Source organism: Rhizobium sp. NLR8a, from assembly GCF_019685235.1.
Classification (GTDB): Bacteria; Pseudomonadota; Alphaproteobacteria; order Rhizobiales; family Rhizobiaceae; genus Rhizobium.
Map to the genome: position 1 here is coordinate 282,020 of NZ_JABDWI010000009.1, position 23,861 is coordinate 305,880.

General features: G+C 61.8%; 23 protein-coding genes. 13 read left to right on the forward strand and 10 right to left on the reverse strand.

What is annotated here, in order from left to right; genetic code table 11:
• Positions 1–45 precede the first annotated feature (45 nt).
• Both HJC04_RS19280 and HJC04_RS19285 read right to left on the reverse strand, forming a co-directional pair.
• Entirely contained in the window at positions 46–2,385 is a 2,340-nt protein-coding gene (locus tag HJC04_RS19280) for a glucose/quinate/shikimate family membrane-bound PQQ-dependent dehydrogenase (protein WP_221146858.1), read from the reverse strand.
• 141 nt (positions 2,386–2,526) lie between these two features.
• Positions 2,527–4,029, reverse strand: a complete 1,503-nt coding sequence (locus tag HJC04_RS19285) for a YdiU family protein (protein WP_221146859.1) — start codon at positions 4,027–4,029, stop codon at positions 2,527–2,529.
• A 259-nt stretch (positions 4,030–4,288) separates the two neighbouring features.
• On the opposite strand from HJC04_RS19285, the gene HJC04_RS19290 reads away from it, so the two are divergent.
• Entirely contained in the window at positions 4,289–5,746 is a 1,458-nt protein-coding gene (locus tag HJC04_RS19290) for an MFS transporter (protein ID WP_221146860.1), read from the forward strand.
• A gap of 34 nt (positions 5,747–5,780) precedes the next feature.
• Here the strand turns inward: HJC04_RS19290 and HJC04_RS19295 are convergent, their stop codons facing one another.
• Both HJC04_RS19295 and HJC04_RS19300 read right to left on the reverse strand, forming a co-directional pair.
• Entirely contained in the window at positions 5,781–6,305 is a 525-nt protein-coding gene (locus tag HJC04_RS19295; protein WP_221146861.1) for a DUF1697 domain-containing protein, read from the reverse strand.
• A gap of 40 nt (positions 6,306–6,345) precedes the next feature.
• Positions 6,346–8,454, reverse strand: coding sequence for a S9 family peptidase (locus HJC04_RS19300; protein ID WP_221146862.1), 2,109 nt, complete (start codon positions 8,452–8,454; stop codon positions 6,346–6,348).
• Between the two features lie 254 nt (positions 8,455–8,708).
• Between HJC04_RS19300 and HJC04_RS19305 the strand changes: the two genes are divergently transcribed.
• On the forward strand, positions 8,709–9,098 hold the full coding sequence (locus HJC04_RS19305) for a DUF930 domain-containing protein (protein WP_064801273.1): 390 nt from the start codon (positions 8,709–8,711) through the stop codon (positions 9,096–9,098).
• A 101-nt stretch (positions 9,099–9,199) separates the two neighbouring features.
• Positions 9,200–9,985, forward strand: coding sequence for a polysaccharide deacetylase family protein (locus HJC04_RS19310; RefSeq protein ID WP_221122631.1), 786 nt, complete (start codon positions 9,200–9,202; stop codon positions 9,983–9,985).
• Between the two features lie 54 nt (positions 9,986–10,039).
• On the opposite strand, the gene HJC04_RS19315 is transcribed toward HJC04_RS19310, so the two are convergent.
• Together HJC04_RS19315 and HJC04_RS19320 are read right to left on the reverse strand one after the other, a co-directional pair.
• Positions 10,040–11,332, reverse strand: coding sequence for an FAD-binding oxidoreductase (locus tag HJC04_RS19315; protein WP_210628619.1), 1,293 nt, complete (start codon positions 11,330–11,332; stop codon positions 10,040–10,042).
• Between the two features lie 18 nt (positions 11,333–11,350).
• Positions 11,351–12,517, reverse strand: coding sequence for an AI-2E family transporter (locus tag HJC04_RS19320; protein ID WP_210628618.1), 1,167 nt, complete (start codon positions 12,515–12,517; stop codon positions 11,351–11,353).
• A gap of 217 nt (positions 12,518–12,734) precedes the next feature.
• On the opposite strand from HJC04_RS19320, the gene HJC04_RS19325 reads away from it, so the two are divergent.
• Complete coding sequence (locus HJC04_RS19325; protein WP_221146863.1) at positions 12,735–13,118, forward strand: hypothetical protein; 384 nt, start codon at positions 12,735–12,737, stop codon at positions 13,116–13,118.
• Between the two features lie 7 nt (positions 13,119–13,125).
• Here HJC04_RS19325 and HJC04_RS19330 read toward each other — a convergent pair whose 3' ends face one another.
• Both HJC04_RS19330 and HJC04_RS19335 read right to left on the reverse strand, forming a co-directional pair.
• Entirely contained in the window at positions 13,126–13,986 is an 861-nt protein-coding gene (locus HJC04_RS19330) for a VOC family protein (protein ID WP_221146864.1), read from the reverse strand.
• Entirely contained in the window at positions 13,983–14,075 is a 93-nt protein-coding gene (locus tag HJC04_RS19335; RefSeq protein ID WP_221146865.1) for a twin-arginine translocation signal domain-containing protein, read from the reverse strand. Before HJC04_RS19335 ends, HJC04_RS19330 begins: the two co-directional genes overlap by 4 nt.
• A gap of 187 nt (positions 14,076–14,262) precedes the next feature.
• Here HJC04_RS19335 and HJC04_RS19340 point away from each other — a divergent pair, with 187 nt between their 5' ends.
• The 4 genes from HJC04_RS19340 to HJC04_RS19355 all read left to right on the forward strand — a co-directional run bounded on the left by HJC04_RS19340 (position 14,263) and on the right by HJC04_RS19355 (position 17,015).
• Positions 14,263–14,682, forward strand: a complete 420-nt coding sequence (locus HJC04_RS19340) for a universal stress protein (protein ID WP_210628614.1) — start codon at positions 14,263–14,265, stop codon at positions 14,680–14,682.
• A 161-nt stretch (positions 14,683–14,843) separates the two neighbouring features.
• Positions 14,844–15,512, forward strand: coding sequence for a PAQR family membrane homeostasis protein TrhA (trhA, locus tag HJC04_RS19345; protein ID WP_210628613.1), 669 nt, complete (start codon positions 14,844–14,846; stop codon positions 15,510–15,512).
• Between the two features lie 76 nt (positions 15,513–15,588).
• The gene (locus HJC04_RS19350; protein WP_409078118.1) at positions 15,589–16,140 is read left to right on the forward strand and encodes a GNAT family N-acetyltransferase; all 552 of its coding nucleotides are present in this window, start codon (positions 15,589–15,591) and stop codon (positions 16,138–16,140) included.
• A gap of 173 nt (positions 16,141–16,313) precedes the next feature.
• Complete coding sequence (locus HJC04_RS19355) at positions 16,314–17,015, forward strand: pentapeptide repeat-containing protein (RefSeq protein ID WP_210628611.1); 702 nt, start codon at positions 16,314–16,316, stop codon at positions 17,013–17,015.
• A gap of 63 nt (positions 17,016–17,078) precedes the next feature.
• Here HJC04_RS19355 and HJC04_RS19360 read toward each other — a convergent pair whose 3' ends face one another.
• A complete protein-coding gene (locus tag HJC04_RS19360; RefSeq protein ID WP_221146867.1) occupies positions 17,079–17,351 on the reverse strand; it encodes an usg protein in 273 nt (90 codons plus the stop codon).
• A gap of 281 nt (positions 17,352–17,632) precedes the next feature.
• Here HJC04_RS19360 and groES point away from each other — a divergent pair, with 281 nt between their 5' ends.
• The 5 genes from groES to HJC04_RS19380 all read left to right on the forward strand — a co-directional run bounded on the left by groES (position 17,633) and on the right by HJC04_RS19380 (position 23,552).
• A complete protein-coding gene (groES, locus tag HJC04_RS19365) occupies positions 17,633–17,947 on the forward strand; it encodes a co-chaperone GroES (protein WP_210628610.1) in 315 nt (104 codons plus the stop codon).
• A gap of 49 nt (positions 17,948–17,996) precedes the next feature.
• Positions 17,997–19,625, forward strand: coding sequence for a chaperonin GroEL (gene groL / locus HJC04_RS19370; RefSeq protein ID WP_221146868.1), 1,629 nt, complete (start codon positions 17,997–17,999; stop codon positions 19,623–19,625).
• Between the two features lie 94 nt (positions 19,626–19,719).
• Positions 19,720–20,142: a hypothetical protein gene (locus HJC04_RS31830; protein ID WP_221165067.1), complete on the forward strand. Its 423-nt coding sequence runs from the start codon at positions 19,720–19,722 to the stop codon at positions 20,140–20,142.
• An 86-nt stretch (positions 20,143–20,228) separates the two neighbouring features.
• Positions 20,229–21,323: a glycosyltransferase family 4 protein gene (locus HJC04_RS19375; RefSeq protein WP_210628607.1), complete on the forward strand. Its 1,095-nt coding sequence runs from the start codon at positions 20,229–20,231 to the stop codon at positions 21,321–21,323.
• Between the two features lie 18 nt (positions 21,324–21,341).
• Entirely contained in the window at positions 21,342–23,552 is a 2,211-nt protein-coding gene (locus tag HJC04_RS19380) for an amylo-alpha-1,6-glucosidase (protein WP_221146869.1), read from the forward strand.
• Positions 23,553–23,590: 38 nt separating this feature from the next.
• Here the strand turns inward: HJC04_RS19380 and HJC04_RS19385 are convergent, their stop codons facing one another.
• A complete protein-coding gene (locus HJC04_RS19385) occupies positions 23,591–23,812 on the reverse strand; it encodes a hypothetical protein (protein ID WP_210628605.1) in 222 nt (73 codons plus the stop codon).
• Positions 23,813–23,861: the final 49 nt, after the last annotated feature.

Below are 23,861 nucleotides of genomic sequence, written 5' to 3' on the forward strand. Positions count from 1 at the left end.
CCGCTCAATCGCGTTTGAATGCGGCTCAAGGCCCTGCCTCTCCCATCACGGCAGCGTGTAGGCGATCACATAATCACCGGGCTTGGTGCCGACCGAGCCGTGGCCGCCGGCGACCATGACGACATATTGCTTGTTGTCGTCGGTGGTATAGGTCATGGGCGTTGCCTGGCCGCCGGCCGGAAGGCGCGCCTGCCAGAGCTCGCGTCCGTTCGTCACGTCGTAGGCGCGAAGATAATTGTCGACCGCCGCACCGAGGAAGGCGACGCCGCCCTTGGTCAGCATCGGTCCGCCGATGCCGGGCACGCCGACCTTGAAGGGCAGCGGCAGCGGCGTCATGTCGTGGACCGTGCCGTTCTTGTGCATATAGGCGATCTTGCCGGTGCGCAGATCGACGCCGGCGACATAGCCCCAAGGCGGCGCCTGGCAGGGGATCTGCATCGGCCCGAGGAAGGGACCCATGAAGACACCGTAAGGCGCGCCGTCATTGCGGTTGAGCCCCTGTTCGCTGCCCTTCTCGTCCTGACCTCGCGGCGGAATGTCGGCCGCCGGCACCAGGCGCGAGGTGAAGGCGAGATAGGTCGGCATGCCGAACATGATCTGCCGCTCCGGATCCACCGCCACCGAGCCCCAGTTGAAAGTGCCGAAATTGCCGGGGTAGACGATCGTTCCCCCGAGAGACGGCGGCGTGTATCGGCCCTCATAGCGGTAGCGGTGGAAGTCGATACGGCAGAGGAGCTGGTCGAACAGCGACACGCCCCACATGTCCTTTTCCTTCAGCGGCTCGGGCGAAAAGGTGAGGTCGGAGATCGGCTGCGTCGGCGAGGTATGATCGCCGGTGACCGCGCCGCCGGGCGCCGGGATTTCCTTGACCGGGATGATCGGCTCGCCGCTGCGCCGGTCGAGCACATAGAGATCGCCCTGCTTCGTCGGGCCGACGAGGGCAGGAACCACGCTGCCGTCGGGTTTGGTCAGGTCGATCAGCGCCGGCTGGGCCGGCACATCCATGTCCCAGAGGTCGTGATGCACCGTCTGGCGCACCCAGCGCAGCTGGCCGCTGGCGATATCGAGCGCAACGATCGAAGAAGAGAATTTCTCGACATTGTCGCTGCGGCCGATGCCGATCTGATCGGGCACCTGGTTGCCGAGCGGGATATAGACCATGCCGAGCGCCTCATCGACGCTGAAGACCGACCAGCTGTTCGGCGAATTGGTCGTATAGGTCTGGCCATCGGCGATCGGCGTCGTTACGTCCGGGTTGCCGGAGTCCCAGTTCCAGATCAGCGCGCCGGTCTTGACGTCGAAGGCGCGGATGACGCCGGACTGCTCCTCGGTGGAATAATTATCGTTCACCGCCCCGCCGACGATGATCTTACCGGCCACCGCGACCGGCGGCGAGGTCGAATAATAATAGCCGGCCGGATTGAAGCGCATGCCGGTTTCCAGATGCAGCACGCCCTGATCGGCAAAGCTGGTGCAGATCTTCCCGTCGGCTGCATCGAGCGCGATCAGCCGGGCGTCTGAGGTCGGCAGATAGACGCGCTCGGCGCAGGGCTGGCCGGCGGCGACATCAGGATCGGCATAATAGGTGACGCCGCGGCAGGTCTGGTGCTGCCGGTTGGGATTCATGCCCGAATTGGCGTCGTATTTCCATTTCTCCTTGCCGGTCTTGGCGTCGAGCGCAATCGCCCAGTTATGCGGCGTGCAGAGATAGAGCGTGTCCTTCACCTTCAGCGGCGTCACCTGATAGGTCGTCTCGCTGATATCCTCCGGCCGTTTGACGTCGCCGGTCTGATATCGCCAGGCTTCCTTCAGAGTCGAGACATTCTCGACATTGATCTGGTCGAGCGGCGAATAGCGCTGGCCAAAGGGCGTGCGGCCATATTGATGCCATTCGCCGTCGGGCACGTTCCCGCCGAGGGCGGGGGTGGCGGCGGCCGCATCCTTCGGCAGATCGCCGGCCAGATCGTGCGGGTCCGTCGTCATCGAATAGACGGCGACGAGGATGGCGAGAATGACGGGCACGGCGAGCGGCCATGGATTGGCGCCGTAGGTGATGCCGGTCGGGCTGCGAAAGCCGAGCGGCCGGCGGATCCACGGCGTCAGCAGCCAGAGGCCGAGCAGGATGATGACGCCGCCGCGCGGACCGAGTTGCCACCAGTCGAAACCGACCTCCCAGACCGCCCAGGCGAGCGCTGCGACGACGAGCACCGCATAGACCCAGAGCGCCGCCGCCTTGCGCATTAACAGTAGTCCGGCGGTGATGAGGAACATCAGGCCGGCAAACAGATAGAAGATGCTGCCGCCGAGCGTGATGAGCCAGAGCCCCCCGCCACCGAGCGCGACCCCGATGATGATGAAGAGAATGGAGGTGATGACGAGCGCCATAAGGCTGTCTCCCGCTTGGGTTAGCCGGGTGGGGGATCAGCGGAAAAGTACCGCCGGTCAGGCAGATAGAGCGAGGGAGATGCTATTCAACGGCTGCATTTGCCGCAGGCGGGTGTCACGGTACGGTTGTATTGAAGCCGCTTACGTCCCGCAGAAAGTCTGCAGCACCCGTTCCTCCGGCTTCGGAGGTTCCATATAGACGGTGAAATCCGGCTGGTTTTCGTAGGGCTTCGACAGCACGGTCAGCAGCGCCTCGAACAGCGAGAAATCGCCGCGCTCGACCGCGGCCTCGAGCGCCTGTTCGACCCGGTGATTGCGGGGAATGAAGGCTGGATTGACGCGGCGCATGGCGCTGGCGCGTTCGACCGCCGTCTGCGGATCGCGCGACAGTCTCTCGCGCCACTGCATCAGCCAGGGCCGACAGGCCTCCGGTTCCCGGAAGCTCCTGGCAAAAGCGGGCTCCGCGCCGTCGTCGCCGGCAAGATCGGCGAGCCGCCGGAAGGCCAGGGTGAAATCGGCGCCCTGCGCCTGCATCAGCGACAGCAGCGCCTGGACGAGGTCGAGATCGCCGTCCTCTTGACCGGCAAGGCCGATCTTATCGCGCATGCCGGCCAGCCACGCAGCCTGGAACCGCTCGCCATAGGCCCGGATCACCGCATTGGCCTTGTCGACCCCCTTGTCCGGCTCGGTATCGACCAGCGGCAACAGCGTTTCGCCGAGTCGGGCAAGGTTCCACTGGCCGATGGCCGGCTGATTGGCATAGGCATAACGGCCATGCTGGTCGATCGACGAGAACACGGTCGCAGGGTTATAGACATCCATGAAGGCGCAGGGGCCGAAGTCGATCGTCTCGCCGGAAACCGTCATATTGTCCGTGTTCATCACGCCATGGATGAAGCCGACATGCAGCCAGCGGGCGATCAGCGCCGCTTGGCGCTCCGCGATTGCCGAGAACAGCGCGAGATAAGGTTCTTCGGCCGCCTTCAGTGCGGGATAGTGCCGGTCGATCACATAGTCGGCGAGGGCCCGCACACCGTCGGTGTCGCCTCTCGCCGCGAAATACTGGAAAGTGCCGACCCGGATATGGCTTGCCGCGACCCGGGTGAAGACGGCGCCTGGCAGCACCTCTTCGCGATAGACCGGGTCGCCCGTCGTCACGGCCGCCAGAGCCCTGGTGGCGGGAATGCCGAGCGCAAACATCGCCTCGCTTATGATGTATTCCCTGAGCACCGGTCCGATTGCCGCCCGCCCGTCGCCGCGCCGCGAAAAAGGCGTCGGTCCGGCGCCCTTCAGCTGGATGTCGAAACGATTGCCGCTGCGGTCGACCACCTCCCCGAGTAGGATCGCCCGCCCATCGCCGAGCTGCGGCGAGAAGCCGCCGAATTGGTGCCCGGCATAGGCCATCGCCAGCGGTTCGGCCCCTTCGGGAACGAGATTGCCGGAAAAGATCGCCGCGCCGTCGCGACGCAGCGCGTCGACGTCAAGCCCGAGCTCGGCGGCCAGCGGCTCGTTCAGCTTGATGAGCCAAGGTTCGGTTACCGGTGTCGGCGTTTGCGGCGCAAAGAAGCGCTCGGGCAAGCCGACATAGCTGTTGTCGAATGGAAAGGCCGCGCCGGACCGGATTTTCTGCGGGGTCGAGGTCATTGTTCATAGGTAGGGCCGGGGTGCCCCGCGCGCAAGCCGGTCTTGCGGCCGGATCGATCGGCCGTCACGCAGATTGCGCCGATGCAAGGAATCGTGATCCGCTTTTACCTCTCGTCAAAGCTGCTTTGCCATAAAGGACATAGCCCCGCCATGATCTCGGGCGTATAGCAGATCGTCTCCCCTTGGCCCTGCGCCATGTCATCCCCGCGGCCTTGCTGCTTCCTCTGCTCCGCCGCGCCACCGTGAGTGATTCCGGACGATGTCGGATCAGATTTACCAGGCGCCGATGGTTCGGCGCGCCGCGCCCAATTTCCGGGTGATCGCGATGATCGTCGCGAGTGCGATGCTGATGGAAAATATCGATGCGACCGTGCTGGCGACCGCGCTGCCCACCATGGCTCGCGATTTCGCTGTCAGCGCCCCGGCCATGTCGATCTCACTGACCTCCTATCTCCTCAGCCTGGCGATCTTCATTCCGGCCAGCGGCCGGATGGCCGACAGTTTCGGTTCGCGCACTGTCTTCAGGGCGGCGATTGCCGTCTTCGTCATCGGCTCCATTCTCTGTGCGCTCGCGCCGACGCTGCCCTTCCTGGTCCTGGCCCGGCTGCTGCAGGGCATGGGCGGCGCAATGATGATGCCGGTCGGCCGGCTGGTGCTGATGCGCAGCGTCGACCGCAAGGATATGGTCAGCGCCATGTCCTGGCTGCTGGTGCCCGCGCTGATCGGCCCGATCGTCGGCCCGCCGCTCGGCGGTTTCATCGTTACCTATCTTGACTGGCGCTGGATCTTCTACATCAACGTGCCGGTCGGCATTATCGGCATGATCTTCGTCTCGATCTATATCGACGAGGTGAAGGGCAAGGCGGCCGGCCCCTTCGATACGATCGGCTTCATCCTCTCTGGCATCTCGCTCGGCTCGCTGCTCTTCGGCTTCGAAATGTCGAGCCATGAAGGCGAGGGCGCTTTCTCGATCTTCCTGATATCAGTCGGCCTGCTCTTCGGCCTCGCCTATCTCAGGCATGCCCGCAGGCATCCATCGCCGATCATGGATTTTTCGCTGATGAAGGTGCCGAGCTTCGGCACCTCGGTCATCGCCGGTTCGCTGACGCGCATCACCCAGGGTGCGCAGCCTTTCCTGCTGCCGCTGCTCTTCCAGATCGGATTCGGCCTGTCGGCGGCTGCGGCCGGCCAGATCGTCATATCAACCGCGCTCGGCGCGCTCGCCATGAAACCGATGGCGCGGTTTGTTTTCAGGCGGCTCGGCTTCCGCAGAAGCCTCGTCGTCAACGGCATTCTCGGCACGGCCGGTTATGCCCTCTGCGCCGCCTTCCGGCCGGATTGGCCGATGCCGCTGATTTTCGTTGTCCTGGTGCTCAGCGCCTTCTTCCTGTCGTTCCAGTTCACCGCCTACAACACCATCGCCTATGACGAGATCGAAAAGGAGCGGATGAGCTCGGCCACCAGCTTCTACACCACCTTTCAGCAGCTGATGCTGTCGCTCGGCATCTGCATCGGGGCCTTGGCGCTGCACGGTTCGATGGCCTTCAACAATGTCGAAACGCCGTCGCTGGTCGATTTCTCCACCGCCTTCATCGTCGTCACCATCATCTCGATCACCGCTACCGTCTGGAACCTGCGTTTCTCGCCGACCGCTGGCGAGGAGATCAGCGGCTATAAGGCCAGAGGGATAAAGGTGCCTGGAGAAACAAAGGCTTGACGCGCGTCGCTTGAATCAAATTCTGAGCCAGCCTTCAGTCCTTATCCTCCATGTCAGCCGCCATTTCCGCGAGCTTGCGCACGGTGTTGAGATTGCGCGAGGTCCCGGGCTTCAGCGCCGGCAGCTTCAGTTTCGAGCGGCCGGACCCATTGGGATAATGCACATAGATCTCCCGTCCGGCCAGCTTCGCCTCCTCGCCATCGGGCGCCACCATTTTGTCAAGCGCATCGCCGGACGCCTTTTCGGGCAGGAAGTAGACGAGCAGGAAACTCGGCTTGGCGTCGGGGAAGGGCGCGTCGGCGGCAATCGCCTCGAGTTCTTTCCGGCTGCGCACCATCACGCCCGGCCGCTTGCCCATCTTCTGTCCGAGCGCCGCGTCGAGCTTTTCCTCGACTGCCGTTTCGGACGCATCCGAGCGGAACAGCACATTGCCGCTCTGGATGTAGGTTTTCACGTCGGTAAAGCCGAGGCCCTCGCAGATCGATCTTAGTTCAGCCATCGGCAGCGACCCGGTGCCGCCGACGTTTATGGCGCGGAGGAGGGCGATATAGACGGGCATTTCTGTCTCCTGGGCTGTGCCGTGTGGCATGCCCCAACCCTCACATCTTCCCCGCCACCTTGATCGCAAACGCATACTCGAACGCGATCTCTTCCAGCCGCTGGAAGCGCCCCGAAGCGCCGCCATGGCCAGCGTCCATATTGGTCTTGAGCAGGATCGGCGCTTCGCCGGTTGTCTTGTCGCGCAGTTTCGCCACCCATTTGGCCGGTTCCCAATAGGTGACGCGCGGGTCCGTCAGGCCCCCGAGCGCCAAGATCGGCGGGTAGGGTTTTGCGCCGACATTGTCATAGGGCGAATAGGCGGCGATCTGCTCGTATTCTTCCTTGCTGTCGATCGGGTTGCCCCATTCCGGCCATTCCGGCGGGGTGAGCGGCAGAGTGTCGTCGAGCATGGTGTTGAGCACGTCGACGAAGGGAACGGCGGCGATGATGCCGGCGAACTTCTCCGGCGCCATGTTGGCGACGGCGCCCATCAGCATGCCGCCGGCCGATCCGCCCTCGGCGATGATCTTCGCGTAAGAGGTGAACTTCTGTTGATTCAGATAATCCGCCGCGGCGACGAAGTCCTTGAACGTGTTCGTCTTCTTGTCCATCTTGCCGTCTTCGTACCAGGCAAAGCCCTTGTCCTTGCCGCCGCGGATATGGGCGATGGCATAAACGAAGCCGCGGTCGACGAGCGACAGGCAATTGGTGTTGAAGCCGGCCGGAATGGTAATGCCGTAGGCGCCATAGCCGTAGAGCAGGCAGGGTGCTGAGCCGTCGAGCGGCGTATCCTTGCGATAGAGCAGGGTGACCGGTACTCTCTCGCCGTCCCAGGCCGGGGCGAAGACGCGGCGGGTGACGTAGTCGTCGGGATTGTGGCCGGAGGGCACTTCCTGCGTCTTCAACAATGTGCGCTCGCGCGTCACCATATTGTAGTCGTAGAGCTGCGACGGCGTCGTCATCGAGGAATAGGAGAACCGGATGACATCCGTATCGTATTCCGCCGCGCCCGAAAGCCCCAGTGAATAGGCTTCTTCGGCAAAGGCGATCGCATGTTCCTCGCCGGTCGCCCGGTCGCGGATCATGATCCGCGGCAGCCCGTCCTTGCGCTCCAGCCACAGGAGGTGGCGGGCATAGGCCATGTGGCTGATGATCAAAGTCCCGGGCTTATGGGCGACGACTTCGCGCCAGTTTTCCTTGACCGGATTGTCGACCGGCGCTTCCATGATCTTGAAATCCTTGGCGCCGCCGTCATTGGTCAGGATGTAGAAGACATCGCCGCCTTCTGTCAGCGAATATTCTATGCCTTCCTCGCGCGCAGCCACCAGCTTCGGCTCGGCCGTCAGGTCCTTGGTCGACAGCAGCCGGTATTCGCTCGTTTCATGGTCGTGAATATCGATATAGATGAAGTCGTCGAGCAGCGAGCCGCCGACGCCCATGAAGAAGCCGGCATCGGCTTCCTCATAGACCAGCCGGTCTTCCGACTGCGGCCGGCCGACAATATGGTGGAAGACTTTCGACGGCCGGTGGTTCTCGTCGAGCGCTGAATAGAAGAAGCTCTTGCCGTCTGGCGCCCAGACGCCGCCGCCGCCGGTATTCTCGATCCGGTCCGTAAGATCTTCCCCGGTCGCGAGATCGCGCACCTTCAGCGTGAAGAACTCCGATCCCTTGTCGTCATAGCCCCAGATGCCGCGGCTGTGGTCGCTCGAATGGTCGAGGCCGGCGAGGCGGAAATAGGCCTTGCCGGCGGCTTCTTTGTCGCCGTCGAGCAGCACCGTGCGGATCGTCTCGTCGGCAACGTCGCCGTCACGGGGAATGCGGAAATAGCGCGGCTGTTCGCCGCCGGTGACATAGAACGTGCCATAGGCATAGGCGCCATCCTTCATCGGTACCGAGCTGTCGTCTTCCTTGATGCGGCCGCGCATTTCAGCAAACAGCGCTTTCTGCAGCGGCTTGGTGTCTTCCATCGCTGCGTTCATATAGGCGTTTTCGGCTTCGAGATGCCGGCGGATCTCGGGGTCGAGGATCGACGGATCCTTGAACATCGCCTGCCAGTTATCGGCGCGCAGCCAGGCATAGTCATCCGTGCTGGTAATGCCGTGGCGCGTATCGGAGAGGGGCTTTTTCGGTGCGGCGGGCGGTGTCGGCAGGCTCTTGAAAACGGACAAGGAATTGGCTCCGGTGGGAATGTCGGGTTGGCAAGAGATAGAGGCGCGCCGTCGCCGGATCAAGCGGCTAGGCTGTGCCAGGGGTGCAGACGGCCTTCCAGAGCCGAGGAGACGGCACCGCTCGCCCTGCCTTGATGTCACCACAATATTTAAGGAGGTCCGCTATCACAGAGCGAATTTTGCACGTGCCCAGCCCCCGGCAATCCGCCGGTGGCAGGATGAAGACTGTACAACAGTAAGGGATTTCCTCCGCAATGCCGAAACGCCTTCTCCTGTTTGTATCCCTGGCCGGCTTGGCTGCCCCCGCTTTTGCCGTCGACCCGGCCATCAAGAAGCAGCTGGAAAAACTTGATCCCTCCACCCGCCTGGAACAGAGCTGCGACACGGAAGCGATGAGCCGGATCAACAATGACAGCACCGGCTTCAAGCCCGACAAGGTGATCGCCTATACCTTCAAGGACCCGATCGCCGGCGACAATTCGCTGCAGGCGCCGGGCGCGGTCTTCCGCAGCAAGGGTGATTGGTATCATCTTTCCTACAATTGCATCACCGGCCCGCAGCATATCAACGTGCGCGAACTCGACTATCAGATCGGCGAGAAAGTGCCGCGCGAGAAATGGGACAAATATTATCTCTACGATTGATGCTGCTGCATCCGTCCGGGCTACTACGGTGACATCCGGCCACATGGCGGTATGCAAAAATACCCGCTAGAATCGCCGGATCGAACCTTAGAAGCCCTGATATGAACCGCATCCTCGTCGTTTCGGCGTTCCTTCTGGCCGCGATCTCAGCCGCATCGGCGGACGAGTTGTCGTTGGCGCCGCCAGCTGCTCCGCTCTCGAAGGCGCCGGCGATCAAACTTGTCGAGCCGCATCTGCATATCGCCCGTTCCAACATAGCGGGCCATGCCCGCATCGCGCTCACCTTCGACGCCTGCATGGGGCAGGCGGACGAACGCATCCTTTCGACTCTGGTGCGCGAGCGCATTCCGGCAACGATCTTCGTCACCGCCCGCTGGCTGAAGCGCAACCCGCAAGCCCTTGCCGTCTTCCTGCAGAATCCCAATCTCTTCGAGATCGAAAACCACGGCGAGAACCATATTCCGGCCATCGATACGCCGATGCTCGTCTATGGCATTGCCTCGGCCGGCTCGCCGCAGGCGGTGAAGCAGGAAGTCGAAGGCGGCGCCGCCGCCATGGTCGCATCCGGCATTCCCGCACCGCACTGGTTCCGCGGCTCCACGGCCAAATACGATCTTCCTGCCATCGGCGAGATCCGCGCCATGGGCTATCGCATCGCCGGCTACTCGGTGAACGGCGACGGTGGCTCGCTGCTCGGCGCTGTCATCACCGAAAAACGCATCGCCTCGGCCAAGGACGGCGATGTCGTCATCTCCCACATCAATCAGCCGACCCATGCGGCCGGGGAGGGAGTGGCAAAGGCGCTGGTTGATCTCAAGATGAAGGGCGCGGAGTTCGTTCGTCTGGAGGATGTCGAGGATATGGGCGACGACAAGACGACGGAATAGAGCTGCGGTTGAAGGTGTACCGTGTGGCACGGCACAATAGCCAAAGCGAAGCCTCTACCGCAACGCATCCCCAGTCCCCAACCTATCGTCACCAAACCGCCGTATCCCTGGTCCTTCCCGGTCGAGCGCGAAATCCTCGAACCAGTCGCGATGAATCCCAGCAATCATCGCCCCGACCATCTGGGCGGCGAGATAGGAGAAGGTGATGCCGTTGCCGCCATAGCCGTGGGCGGCGAAGACATGCGGCATCCCGGGCGTCGGGCCGATCAGCGGCAGGCCATCGGCCGTTTCGCCGAAGGTTCCGCCCCAGGCATGGGCGATGCGGGTATCGACTCTCGGCCATAACCGCTTCATCTTCTCCTGGACGGCGCTGATCTTGGCCGGCAACTTTCGGTCCCGCGCTGCGGCATCGGTCGTACCGTCGTCCTCGCCGCCGGCGACGATGCGATTGTCCGCGGTCGTGCGCATGTAGAGGTAGGGATGGCTGTCCTCCCATAGCAAAGCCCTGTCGCGCCAGAACGTGGCGGGGTTCTGCGGCACGGTGGCGAAGGCCCAGCTCGAACGTGTGCGGTGCAGTTTCGGCATGTCGAGGCCCGGCATCGAATAGCCGGTCGCCAGCACGACATGCCGCGCCTCGATGACATAGGCGCCGTCCGTCTCCGCCGTCACGCGATCGCCTTCGCTGTGCAGTGCGGTCACGGAGGCGCTGACCGGCTGCGCGCCGCGCCTGATGGCCATCGCGATCAGCGCCCAGGTGAGCAGCAGCGGATCGGCTTCCGCCGAACCCGGCGAATAGATCGCTCCATCCCGATCGAGCTCGAATTGCGTGAAGAGATCGGGATGTTCGAGATAGACGCCGGGCAGGCCCGCCCGTCGGCGAAGCTGGCGCTCTTCCCTGAGGTCGCGGGCGCCTTCCAGATTGCAGGCGAGATAAAGCGTGTTGCGCGGCCGGAAGCCGCAGGCCACTCCGTTCGCTGCGATCAGCTTCGAAAGACCGGCGACGGCAGCGGCGCTGCGGCGATAGATTCCCGCCGCTCGTTCGAAGCCGTAATAGGCCTCGAGCTGTGTGAGCGTGCTGTCGATTTCCCATTGCAGCATCGCGGTGCTGGCGGCGGTGCTGCCGAAGCCCGGCTCTTCCCGGTCGATGATAACAACGGAAAAGCCACGCGCCGTCAGATGATCTGCGATCAGCGCGCCGGTGATGCCGCCGCCGATCACCGCGACATCGGTCGAAAAGCTCTGCGCCATCGGCCGCCATTGCGGACGTATGGCATTCTTTCCCCAGAGCGAATGGCCGCTGACCATCTGGTCATGATCGGATTCGTCGAGATCGAGATCGGACGCCACTTATGTCTCCTCGCGTGATTACTTCGGCAATTGCGGCTGCGGTTTTTCCTCGATCAGCAGTTCCTCGATGATGGTCATGACGATCAGCGACAGCGGCAGCGCCAGCATTGCGCCGACGGCCCCCCACATCCAGGTCCAGAACAGGATGGCGAGGAAGACGATAAAGGGATTGATTTCAAGCCGCCGCCCCATCACCGCCGGGAAGATCAGGTTCTCCATGACGAGATGCACCGTGAAGAAGGCGGCCGCCGGCACCAGACCGACGATGAAGCCGTCATAGGTGATGATCCCGGCGATCGCGACGGAAAGCGTCATCAGCGTGATGCCGAGATAGGGGATGAAGCTCGACAGGAAGGCGAAGAAGCCCCAGAGCACCGGCGCCGACAGCCCACTTGCATAGGCGATGACGGTCATGACGACGCCAAGCCCGACATAGATCAGCGAGGCGGTGGCGAAATAGAAGCCGAGCACCTGCTCGACGCCATTGATGACGCGGATCGCCGCCAGCCGCTGCGGGCGGGTGCGGAAGGTCATGATGATGGTCTTGCGCAGATTGACGCGGCTGGCAAGAAAGAGCAGCAACGCGGCGAAGAAGATCAGCCCCTGTATCAGTGCCGGCGTCAGGCTGGTTGTCACCACATGCAGCACGTTGCCGGTGTTTTCGAGCAGCGCGCCAATCGACATCGGCCCGCTTTCGAATGTCGCCGGCGTGATGTGCAGCCATTCGATGCGCTCCAGATAGGGCATGATGCGGCTGATCATCCGCTCGATGAAGGCGGGGGCTTCGTTCGCAAGCGTCGCCAGCGGATCGGCAAGCGAACTGACCAGCAGGACGATGACCAAAGCGACTCCGCTTGAAAGAAGGAAAGCGTTGGCAAGCCTTGGCACACCCATTTTGCTGAGGTTTTCAGCGGCGAGGCCGAGGATCATGCCGACGACGACGGCAAGGGTGACCGGAATAAGAATCAGCGACATCATGTAGACGGCGGCAAGGCCGAGGATGGCGAAAATGCCGATGATCGCCCAGGCCATGCTGATGTCGAGCCCGTCCTTCTCAAGCCGATGCACCGGCGGCGACGGCAGTTCCTCCGCTGCCTCCTGCAACGACTGAGCCCAGGCGCTGGTTTGGCGTTCGCCGATGGCGATCTTCTTTGCGTGTTTGCGGATGCCGTTGGCGATGCCCATGTGGTGAGGTCCCCGAAGCCCCATTGCTTCGCCACAAAAACGCGCTGATGCGGTTCCGGTTCCGCGGCCATGGCGCTGTCGTAAAGACATCAGTCCGCCTGCAGGCAAGGGCGCTGATCGCGGAAGTGTCCGCTCCTTCTTCGGCTCGCGCCGATTTGATCCTGCCGCCGGAACAACCTCGCAGGCGCTGGCGTTCGGTCTCGGAAGGAGAGTGCTCATGATTGCAGATCCCGATCAGACGAAAACCACCGAGACCTATTCGACCGATCCCCCTTATGCGGACGAGGCGAGGTTGAAAGCCGCCGATCAGCGGCGTTGGTGGGTCTGGACCGTTCTTGCGGCGGGCGCGGCAGTTCTCATCATTGCCGGCGTGAGCGTTGCGATCTGGCCAAACCCCGGCAACAATGATCCGACCGCGACGGCTTCGACCAGGCCGGATCCGATCAACACGCAGCCCTCCGGTCCCGGCGCCTTCAACAACGACCCGGCCTCCGGCCCTGCACGACCGCCCGAAGCGACAGACCGGTCGCCAACGCCGAGCGGAAACGGCGGCGGACCGACGCAGGTGACGACGCCATCAGGAACCGAGAAGGTCCAATAGCACAGGCTCAGGACGAAAGCGTCAGGCCGATGCCCCAGGGATCTTTGAGGAAGACGCCGCCATCGCGCTTCTCGCTGTTGATCTCCAGCGCGTCGAACCTGGAGACCGCCGCGTCGAGCGTCGCCTTATCGTTGAAACGGATCCGGTAGTCGGAAAGCCCGGTCATATTGTCGGCGCGGGCGGTGGCGCCTCGGCTGTTCCAGATGTTGGCGGCGAGATGGTGGTGATAACCGCCGGTCGCAAAGAAGCTCGCGCCGGGATAACGGGCCATCAGCTTGAGGCCGAGCACGTCCCGGTAGAAGGCGTCGGCCTGCGGGATATCGCCGACCTGCAGGTGCAGATGGCCGATCGCCGTTCCCTCAGCCATGCCGTCCCAGCGATCACTGGGCGCGCTATCGTAGAGCGCCTGCAGGTCCAGACGCCGCGTCGCCATTTCGACCATGCCGTCCTGGTGGAATTTCCATTGCTCGTGCGGCCGGTCGGCATAGATTTCGATGCCGTTGCCCTCGGGGTCGGAAAGATAGATCGCCTCGCTGACGAGATGGTCCGAGGCGCCGTCGAGCACGACATTGTTGTGGGCGGCTTGACGCAGCCAGCGCGCCAGTTCGGTGCGATCGGGCATCAGGAAGGCTGTGTGGAAAAGGCCTGCGGCAGTCCGTGGCGCGACTGTCGCGTCCCTTGCCGTCGTCAGCGTCAGCAGCGGATGACCCCCGACCCCCAGCACTTCGCCGCTCGTCGTCTTCTCGATGACCTTCAGGCCGAGCATCGACTGATAGAAGCCGGAAACCAGGCCGAGGTCGGTAACGACGAGATGCGACTGGTCGATGTGAGCAGGCCGCGTCAGCGCATAGGATGTTTCTGTCATCAATGGGTCTCCTGCCTCTGCAGTTGAAGCGTACCGGCGGTGGCGGCAATCATGCCGCCCGTGGCAAATCCGAGGAAGTCTCGCCGGTTCATGCGCCTGGTCTCCTCGGTTGCCGTACTTGATCTCTATATGGTCTATCCAGATTGTTCACAGAAGGCTTGTTTTTGAGGATGAAGCGTTGAGCAGATGTTGACGATGACCTGCACCGGCTTGATCGGAGTCAATGCGCCCGTATCTTCATCTGAGCAAGCTTATGCATCTCAGTCATGGAGGGAAGCCATGTACAGGAAAATCATCGTGGCGATCGCGCTCGGCAGCCTCGACAGGGGAGAGAACATTCTCCGCAAGGCCGCCTCGCTGCTCGACGCGGGCGGCCAGATTGTCGCGCTCAACGTCGTCGAGGATGTGCCGACCTATGTTGCGATCGAACTGCCAGCCAATATGCTCGAGGACGCCATGAAGGACGGCCGCGAGAAGCTGGAAGCGCTGGTCGCCGCAACCGGGATCGCGGCGACGATCGACATCCGCAACGGCCCGCCGGCCAAGGCCATCATCGCGGCCGCCGAAAGCTACGGCGCCGACCTCATCATCCTCGCCTCGCATATTCCGGATTTTTCCAACTATTTTATCGGCGCCACGGCCGACCGCGTCGTACGGCACGCCAAGTGTTCAGTGCTGGTCGAGCGGCAGAAGATCTGAATCTTCGCCGCTCCATTTTCGAGTGCTCTTCCCAGTCGTCGAGGCGGGGCAGACCTCGCGCGGTCTGTCACGAAGATTTACTGCCCGCGCGATGCGCCGCAGTTGCGCCCCCGCCAGTTCGGTGCGACCATCGCAATCGGGTACGAAACGGGTTGGCGTGCATGGCCGAGTTCAACGGCATTCGCTGGGCTTACGACAGATACGAGTTGATCGCCGACGGCATCGTCCATGGCGTCGGTCTCGTGTTGGCGCTGATCGGCGCCACCGCTCTGATCTTTTACGCCACGGTTTGGAGCTCCCACGGCGCGCTCGCCGCCGCCTGGATCTATGGCGTCGGACTGGTGCTGACGCTTGCCATCTCCTTTTCCTACAATGTCTGGCCGGTCTCGCGCACCAAATGGTTCCTGCGCCGCTTCGATCATTCGGCGATCTTCATCCTGATCGCCGCCACCTATACGCCATTCCTCGAGCGCGGCGCCGACGATCCGCTGCTCTTCTTCATGCTGGTGGCGATATGGCTGTTCGCTGCCGTCGGCATCGTCCTGAAATGCGCCTTTCCCGGGCGCTACGACCGTCTCGCCATCCTGCTTTACCTCGCCATGGGCTGGAGCGGCGTGCTGGTGGCGGGGCCCGTCGCCGCGCGCATTCCCTCCGCTTCGATGCTGCTGATCATTATCGGCGGCGTCATCTATTCACTCGGCGTCATCTTCCATGTCTGGGAGAAACTGCGTTTCCAGAACGCCATCTGGCACGGTTTCGTCGTCATTGCAGCGGCCGTGCATTATTCCGCCGTCTTCGCTTGTTTCAGCCTGCCAATGCCGGGCTTCTGAGCTGCGGCCTGCCCGAGACCGTTCCGCAAGCCTTTCTCTGCCGTATCAGCCGTTTACATCTTTCGAACTGCGGCGTATGCCAACCCGCGCAGTCAATCCGAACCGGGTCATCATGACAGACGCCGTCCTCCTCCGCGACGCCACCGAAGCCGATCTTCCCGCCATCCGGGATATCTACAATCATGCCGTCGAGCACACGACGGCGATCTGGAACGAGACGCTCGTCGATCTCGAAAACCGACGGGAATGGCTGAGCGCGCGCAACGGCCGCGGCTTTCCGGTCATCGTCGCCGACAAGTCGGGTCAGGTCGCGGGCTATGCCTCCTATGGCGACTGGCGCGCCTTCGAGGGCTATCGCCACACGGTCGAACATTCCGTCTATGTCGAGAAAGATCATCGCAGCGCCGGCATCGGCGAGGCCCTGATGCGCGAATTGATTGCGCGTGCGGCGGCCGCCAATATCCATGTGATGATCGCCGGCATCGAGGCCGACAACACCGCCTCGATCCGGCTGCACGAAAAGCTCGGCTTCCGTATTGTCGGCAGATTTTCCGAGGTCGGCACCAAGTTCGGCCGTTGGCTGGACCTCACCTGCATGGAGCTTCGCCTGCCCGGCGAGGCCGATTGACCTACTTGCTCGGGCAAGGCCGACGGAGGATGAGCGCTCGCCGGACGGAGTGACCGGCAAATCATTGCCGGAGCGGTCACTATCTTTTTATTGTATTCTGAGCTGTGTAGAAAAGAGAGGCCGCCTGCTTCGCGAGAGGCGGCGTGATAAGCGTCATGGAGTTCAACAGTTCAATGGTAATGCATAGATCGCCGCTCGGCCTCCTTGCCTTCCTTCTTCTCGCCGCTGCTCCGATTTCCTCGCGTGCTGCCGATTGTGGCAGCACGGCCTCGCCGAAGCTCGACTGGCAGGAATGCACGAAGAAAAACCTGATGTTGCAGGGCAGTGACCTCCAAGGCGCCAATCTCTTCAGCACCGATTTCTCGCTGACCGATCTCAGCGGTTCGAATTTCAAATCCGCCAATCTGGAAAAGGCGAGCTTGGTGCGGGCCTCGCTTGAGGGGTCACATGCCGAAGGGGCCAACTTCGCCAAGGTCGAGGCCTATCGCGCCAGCTTCGCCAATATTGCCGCCGAAGGCGCTTCCTTTGCCGGCGCCGAGCTGCAGCGCGCCAATTTTGCCGGCGCCCGGCTCTCCGGCGCGAGCTTCGAAAAGGCCGAACTCGGCCGCGCCGATTTCGACAAGGCGGTGCTGACGGGGGTGAAATTCTCTTTCGCCAATCTCTCGCGCGCTGACCTTTCCCACGCCACCTTCGAAGGCCCGTTAATCTTCGAGCGCGCCTTCATGTTCTTGACTCGCATCGAAGGCCTCGACCTCTCGGCTGCCGCCGGGCTCGAACAGGCACAGATCGACCTCGCCTGCGGTGACGCCTCGACCAAACTGCCCGCCGGCCTCTCGGCGCCGCCGACATGGCCTTGTCCGGCTGAGCACGAGTGATTACCAGGCGACACTATACGCCTATGGCAACACGCACGTCTCTCTGGGATGGTTCGGTTCGACTTAGTGGAGTTTGAACTCGCCCATGACGCGGCGCCACTTGTTCGGCCCGATCAGCCGCTGGTGGGTGTAGCGAACAGAATGCAACGGCCCGTCGAGGGAGGACTGCCAGAACTCGAGAAACTTATGCATCTCCGGAAAGTCCGGGGCAAGATCGTAATCCTGCCAGACATAGGTCTGCAACACGGATTCAAAATCAGGAATGCGATAGAGGATATGTGCAGTGGTCAGCCCATAGCCGTTCAGCTGACGTTCCAGATCTGAGGAAAATCGCATACTTCATCTCCGTTTCGTGACGCTCGAAAGGTGGCGCAAAATTTTGCAGCCATCAACGGATTTCTGAAACGCGTCCACCGTGTTTATTGTTCCTTTACAGGATGTTAGCAGCCACTTCGCACGAGTGCTAATTTTTTTATGGCGCCCTCTTGAAATGGAAAAACCGCAAAACCAGATCATTGCGCGCAGAACGCTCGATCGAGGTTTTGCACCCGCCCGGACTGGTCATCCGGTCCGGCCAGGGGAATAACATCACTATTGTTTGTCCATTGGAGGAAAACATGTCGTTCCGACCGCTTCATGATCGCATTCTCGTCCGCCGCGTCGATTCCGAGGAAAAGACCAAGGGCGGCATCATCATTCCCGACACTGCCAAGGAAAAGCCGCAGGAAGGCGAGGTCATCGCCGTCGGGCCCGGTGCACGCAACGAGGCCGGCCAGATCCAGGCGCTCGACGTCAAGGTCGGCGATCGCGTTCTGTTCGGCAAGTGGTCCGGCACTGAGATCAAGATCAACGGCGAGGACCTGCTGATCATGAAGGAAAGCGATGTCATGGGCATTATTGAAGCCCAGGCGGCCGAAAAGATCGCCGCCTGAGGCATGTCCGCGCATGAGTCAAAAAGCTGCCTATTGAAGGAGTGAAAGAATGGCTGCGAAAGAAGTGAAATTTCATAGCGATGCCCGTGAACGCATGCTGCGTGGGGTCGATGTGCTGGCCAATGCCGTGAAGGTGACGCTGGGCCCGAAAGGCCGCAACGTCGTGATCGACAAGTCCTTCGGCGCGCCGCGCATCACCAAGGACGGCGTTTCGGTTGCCAAGGAAATCGAGCTCGAAGACAAGTTCGAAAACATGGGCGCGCAGATGCTGCGCGAAGTCGCATCGAAGACCAACGACCTCGCCGGCGACGGCACCACGACTGCGACGGTGCTCGCCCAGGCGATTGTCAAGGAGGGCGCCAAGGCGGTCGCCTCCGGCATGAACCCGATGGACCTGAAACGCGGCATCGATCTCGCCGTCGACGCTGTCGTCGCGGAACTGAAAACTAACGCCCGCAAGATCTCCAACAATTCCGAAATTGCCCAGGTCGGCACGATCTCCGCCAATGGTGATTCCGAGATCGGCCGCTACCTTGCCGAAGCAATGGAGAAGGTTGGCAACGAAGGCGTCATCACCGTTGAAGAGGCCAAGACTGCCGAAACCGAACTCGAGGTCGTCGAAGGCATGCAATTCGACCGCGGTTATCTGAGCCCCTATTTCGTCACCAATCAGGACAAGATGCGGGTCGAACTGGAGGATCCCTATATCCTCATTCATGAGAAGAAGCTGTCGAACCTGCAGTCGATGCTGCCGGTTCTCGAAGCCGTGGTTCAGTCCGGCAAGCCGCTCCTCATCATTGCTGAAGACGTCGAAGGAGAAGCCCTTGCGACCTTGGTCGTCAACAAGCTGCGCGGCGGCCTGAAGATCGCTGCCGTCAAGGCGCCTGGCTTCGGCGACCGCCGCAAGGCCATGCTTGAAGACATCGCCATCCTGACCGGCGGCACCGTCATCTCCGAAGATCTCGGCATCAAGCTTGAGAATGTGACGCTCAATATGCTCGGCCGGGCAAAGAAGGTGGCCATCGAAAAGGAAAATACCACCATCATCGACGGTGCTGGTTCGAAAGCGGAACTCGACGGTCGCACCGCTCAGATCCGCGCGCAGATCGAAGAAACCACCTCCGACTATGATCGCGAGAAGCTGCAGGAACGTCTTGCCAAGCTCGCCGGCGGTGTTGCCGTCATCCGCGTCGGCGGCTCGACGGAAGTCGAAGTGAAGGAGAAGAAGGATCGCGTCGACGACGCGCTGCATGCAACACGCGCGGCGGTCGAGGAAGGCACCCTGCCCGGTGGAGGTGTGGCGCTGCTGCGCGCGGTCAAGGCGCTCGACAATTTGAAGACTGCCAATGACGACCAGCGGGTCGGCGTTGAAATCGTGCGCCGGGCGATCGAAGCCCCGGTTCGCCAGATCGCCGAAAACGCCGGCGCCGAAGGCTCCATCATCGTCGGCAAGCTGCGTGAAAAGAGCGAATTTTCCTATGGCTGGAACGCCCAGACCGGTGAATATGGCGATCTCTACGCGCAGGGCGTCATCGATCCGGCCAAGGTCGTTCGCACCGCACTTCAGGATGCAGCTTCGGTTGCCGGCCTGCTGGTGACGACGGAAGCGATGATCGCCGAAAAGCCGAAGAAGGAAGCTGCTCCGGCCATGCCCGCCGGCGCCGGCATGGACTTCTAAGCGATCGCTCGGCCCGCTCTGCCCTCGGGGCGGGCCGTGCTACGCACTACCGAATGAAACAAGTTCCATCGGTCGACATCAATGGAGCCAAGCTATGAGAAAGGAAAACATCAGCAATTCCATACAGCAGAATGCCGTGGCAGCTATCAGTGCGGCGCATCTGCTTCATCCGGCGAAGCATTTCGGTCACCCGCGTGACGTGCTTGCCGCCGCCGAGATCGACAACGACGAGAAGCGGGCAATTCTCGCTTCATGGGCATCCGATATCTTCGCAGTCGAATCCGTACCAGCCCTCCGCCTTTACCCTGGGGCCGAAAGAGCTGTATCCTATGACGAGATCCTTGAAGCGCTGAAGGCTTTGGATAATGGCGATCGCCCATCCGCGAGGCAGGATACGTCCGCTTCCCTGAGTTCCCACAGGACCCGTCGTCGAAAACCACCCACCCCCCGATTTCCCGGCCTTTGCTTGTGCAGCTATTGGAAAGGAGGACGGCGCCGACCGCTGTTCGAAACCTGACTCTCCGTCTGGCCTGCCGTGTGCCTCTCGAAGACGCAGGCATGATTTTTGCCGACGGCTCTTTGCTCAACTGAGGAGTTTTGCCGATGAAGATCGCTCAGATTGCACCGCTCGCCGAGAGCGTTCCCCCAAAGCTGTACGGCGGGACGGAGCGGATCGTTTCCTACCTTACTGAAGAACTCGTGGCAAAGGGACATGAGGTCACGCTCTTTGCCAGCGGCGATTCCGTCACACGGGCGACACTCGTGTCGTGTGCGGACGTCGCCTTGCGGCTCAACCCTGCGGTCAGGGACCATCTACCGCATCAGGTCGTGATGCTCGAGGAGATCCGGAGGCGGGCGCATGAGTTCGACGTGCTGCATTTCCACATCGACCTGCTGCATTTCCCGCTGATCCGCGATTTCGCCGATCGCACCGTGACCACGCTGCACGGGCGGCTCGACTTGCCGGATCTCAAGCCGTTCTACGCCGCTTTCCCCGATATTCCATTGGTGTCGATCTCCAATGATCAGCGTCACCCGATGCCACCAGTCGACTGGCGCGGGACGGTCTATCATGGTCTCCCGGCCGATCTTCTTCCATTCACGGAGAACCCTAGGGGTAACTACCTGGCCTTCCTTGGTCGGATCTCTCCGGAAAAGCGCCCCGACCGAGCCATTCAGATCGCGGCAAAAGTCGGCATGCCTCTGAAGATCGCCGCCAAGATCGATAATGCCGACAAGGTCTATTGGGAAACCGTCATCGAGCCGATCGTTAAGAGCCATCCGCATGTAGAATTTATCGGCGAGATCGACGAACGTGAGAAAGCTGACTTCCTCGGAAATGCAGGCGCTCTGCTCTTCCCGATCGACTGGCCGGAGCCCTTCGGGCTGGTGATGATCGAGGCCATGGCCTGCGGCACGCCGGTCATCGCTTTCGGCTGTGGCTCGGTTCCCGAGGTCATTGACAATGGCATCTCCGGCATCCTGGTCGACAGCGTCACCGAGGCGGCCGAAAATGTCGAATGGGCGCTGCGCCTCGATCGGCGCAAGGTGCGGGCCGCGTTTGAAAAGCGCTTCACCGCACAGCGAATGGCGTGCGACTATCTCGACATCTATCGCAACCTGCCGGGCGTTCGCATCAAAGCCGCGCCCCTCCGCCGGTCGAATGGTCAAGCGCTCGACCTGCAGGCTGTCGCCTGAGGCAAGGAGGAGGAGACCATGTCGAACGTATCTGCGGACAGCAACCCCGCCACAGCATCGTCAGGCGTGGTGGCGCCCGTCGCTCAGTTCTTCATTCCGGCCGCCGCATCGCTGCAGGAGCGCCGGCCGCGTACATTGAAGCACGGCGATACTTTCGCCGTCTTCGACCATAATGGCGATGCTCTTTCCGGTCCCGGCAGCCCGGAAGGCCTTTTTCACCGGGACACTCGTCATCTCTCGCATCTTTACCTGACGATCAACGAACAGCGGCCGATGCTGCTGTCGTCGACGCTGCGGGACGACAATGCGACGCTGACCTGCGATCTCACCAATCCTGATCAGTTCGATGAGAAAGGAAGGCTGGTTCTGGGCCATGACGTGATTCATCTGCGCAGATCGCGCTTTCTCTGGAATGCCAGTTGTTATGAACGGCTGGCTGTGAGGAATTATGACGAGCGGCGGCAACAAGTTCGCATTCAGATCTCGTTCGGGGCCGATTTCGCCGATCTTTTTGAAGTCCGCGGCACCGCAAGGGCAAGGCGAGGGCGCCATCTTCCCGCCGTCGTAGAACAGGATTGGATCCTGCTTTCCTATATCGGCCTGGACGGTCGCAAGCGGTCGACGCGCCTTTCCTTCATGCCGGAACCGGCCGAGGTTCGTAGCGATCTCGTCACTTATGACCTCCATCTGGAGCCGCACGAGACCAAATCGCTCTTCATCCAGATCGCCTGCGACCATACGTCCGCCGATCGACTGAGCCGTCTTTCCTTCTTCCTTACCTTGCGGGATGCCCGCCGCGCGTTGCGTGCCTCCTCCTCGCGCGCGGCGTCGGTCACAACCTCCAACGAGATCTTCAACGAAGTCGCGCGACGCAGCGCCTCCGATCTTTACATGCTGATCACCGACAAGCCGGAAGGCCCCTATCCCTATGCTGGTATTCCCTGGTTCAGCACTGTTTTCGGCCGCGACGCCCTGATCACGGCGCTTCAGACGCTTTGGCTCGATCCGGAGATCGCCCGCGGGGTTCTCGGTCATCTTGCAGCCAATCAGGCGACGGACGTCGATCCTGCTTCAGACGCCGAGCCGGGCAAGATCCTGCACGAAGTGCGTTGCGGCGAAATGGCCGAACTCGGCGAGGTTCCATTCCGGCGTTACTACGGCAGCATCGACTCGACGCCGCTCTTCGTGATGCTGGCCGGCGACTATCTCAAACGAACCGGTGATCTTGCGACCATCGACCGTATCCTGCCGCATGTCGAAGCGGCACTGACCTGGATCGACGAACATGGGGATCGCGATGGAGACGGCTTCGTCGAATACGGGCGGCTGACGGAAGAAGGACTGATCAATCAGGCGTGGAAGGATAGCAACGACTCGGTCTTCCATGCCGATGGCACATTGGCCCGAGGCCCGATCGCGATCGCCGAAGTCCAGGCCTATGTCTACGGCGCTTGGCAAAGTGCTGCCGAAATCTTCCGGTGGAGGGGCAAGCCGGAACGCGCGGCGAGCTTTCTCGCGCGCGCGGAGGGACTGCGCCGCGCCTTCGACATGAGCTTCTTCGATGAGGAACTCGGCACCTATGTGTTGGCTCTCGACGGGGATAAACGGCCTTGCCGGGTCCGATCCTCCAATGCCGGCCACGCTCTGTTCACCGGTATTGCTTATCCCGAACGGGTCGCACAGGTGACCCGCACCCTTATGAATGCGTCGTCCTTCTGTGGCTGGGGCATCCGGACGATTCCCTCGACTGAAGCACGTTACAATCCTATGAGCTACCACAATGGCTCGATCTGGCCACATGACAATGCCATGATCGCCAGTGGTCTTGCCCGCTATGGCTATCGCGCCGAAGCCGCGCGAATCTTCGAGGGGCTGTTTGCCGCTGCGACCTATATCGACCTGCGGCGGCTTCCCGAACTGCTCTGCGGCCTGCCGCGTCAGCGCGCACGCGGACCGACCTCTTATCCGGTTGCCTGCTCGCCGCAAGCATGGGCAGCAGCAGCCCCTTTGTCGCTGCTGCAATCCTGCCTCGGTCTCGACTTCGATCCGAATAGTTTGCAGATCAGCTTCAGCGTGCCGCGGCTTCCTTCTTTCCTCGATGAGGTGATCTTACAGCGCCTGCTGATCGGCAATTGCTCGGCTGACGTGGCCATCCGCCGGTCGAGACACCAGGTCGTGGTCGATGTCATCAATCGACAGGGCAATGTCAGCGTGCTCACCACGGCCTGATGAAGGACCGTGCAGGAAAGACGGGTCGACCGCCTTTTCTAATCCGGTTCCTCTTCGTCCGACCTCAGCAGGTCAACAAGCGCAGCAACCCTGCCGGTCGGTAGATGCCGCCCTTCACCCACCAGGGCCTCGTCATTGTTGGCCCATGCAAACGCCTCGACAAGCTCGGTTTGGGTTGCACCTGTCGCGATGATCTCGGCCACAAGCGTTTTGTCTGCAGGTCCAAGGACGGCGACGACGTCGTGTGAAGTCATTGTCATAACCATTGCTCCTCGCTCAAGCTCCAAAACATATGGTGGCGTCTTCGAA

Coding starts and splice junctions, on each gene's coding strand:
- HJC04_RS19280 (WP_221146858.1), bottom strand. CDS start 2,385: ATGGCGCTCGTCATCACCTCCATTCTCTTCATCATCATCGGGGTCGCG.
- HJC04_RS19285 (WP_221146859.1), bottom strand. CDS start 4,029: ATGACCTCGACCCCGCAGAAAATCCGGTCCGGCGCGGCCTTTCCATTC.
- HJC04_RS19290 (WP_221146860.1), top strand. CDS start 4,289: ATGTCGGATCAGATTTACCAGGCGCCGATGGTTCGGCGCGCCGCGCCC.
- HJC04_RS19295 (WP_221146861.1), bottom strand. CDS start 6,305: ATGCCCGTCTATATCGCCCTCCTCCGCGCCATAAACGTCGGCGGCACC.
- HJC04_RS19305 (WP_064801273.1), top strand. CDS start 8,709: ATGCCGAAACGCCTTCTCCTGTTTGTATCCCTGGCCGGCTTGGCTGCC.
- HJC04_RS19310 (WP_221122631.1), top strand. CDS start 9,200: ATGAACCGCATCCTCGTCGTTTCGGCGTTCCTTCTGGCCGCGATCTCA.
- HJC04_RS19320 (WP_210628618.1), bottom strand. CDS start 12,517: ATGGGCATCGCCAACGGCATCCGCAAACACGCAAAGAAGATCGCCATC.
- HJC04_RS19325 (WP_221146863.1), top strand. CDS start 12,735: ATGATTGCAGATCCCGATCAGACGAAAACCACCGAGACCTATTCGACC.
- HJC04_RS19335 (WP_221146865.1), bottom strand. CDS start 14,075: ATGAACCGGCGAGACTTCCTCGGATTTGCCACGGGCGGCATGATTGCC.
- HJC04_RS19340 (WP_210628614.1), top strand. CDS start 14,263: ATGTACAGGAAAATCATCGTGGCGATCGCGCTCGGCAGCCTCGACAGG.
- trhA (WP_210628613.1), top strand. CDS start 14,844: ATGGCCGAGTTCAACGGCATTCGCTGGGCTTACGACAGATACGAGTTG.
- HJC04_RS19350 (WP_409078118.1), top strand. CDS start 15,589: ATGCCAACCCGCGCAGTCAATCCGAACCGGGTCATCATGACAGACGCC.
- HJC04_RS19355 (WP_210628611.1), top strand. CDS start 16,314: ATGGTAATGCATAGATCGCCGCTCGGCCTCCTTGCCTTCCTTCTTCTC.
- HJC04_RS19360 (WP_221146867.1), bottom strand. CDS start 17,351: ATGCGATTTTCCTCAGATCTGGAACGTCAGCTGAACGGCTATGGGCTG.
- groES (WP_210628610.1), top strand. CDS start 17,633: ATGTCGTTCCGACCGCTTCATGATCGCATTCTCGTCCGCCGCGTCGAT.
- groL (WP_221146868.1), top strand. CDS start 17,997: ATGGCTGCGAAAGAAGTGAAATTTCATAGCGATGCCCGTGAACGCATG.
- HJC04_RS31830 (WP_221165067.1), top strand. CDS start 19,720: ATGAGAAAGGAAAACATCAGCAATTCCATACAGCAGAATGCCGTGGCA.
- HJC04_RS19375 (WP_210628607.1), top strand. CDS start 20,229: ATGAAGATCGCTCAGATTGCACCGCTCGCCGAGAGCGTTCCCCCAAAG.
- HJC04_RS19380 (WP_221146869.1), top strand. CDS start 21,342: ATGTCGAACGTATCTGCGGACAGCAACCCCGCCACAGCATCGTCAGGC.
- HJC04_RS19385 (WP_210628605.1), bottom strand. CDS start 23,812: ATGACAATGACTTCACACGACGTCGTCGCCGTCCTTGGACCTGCAGAC.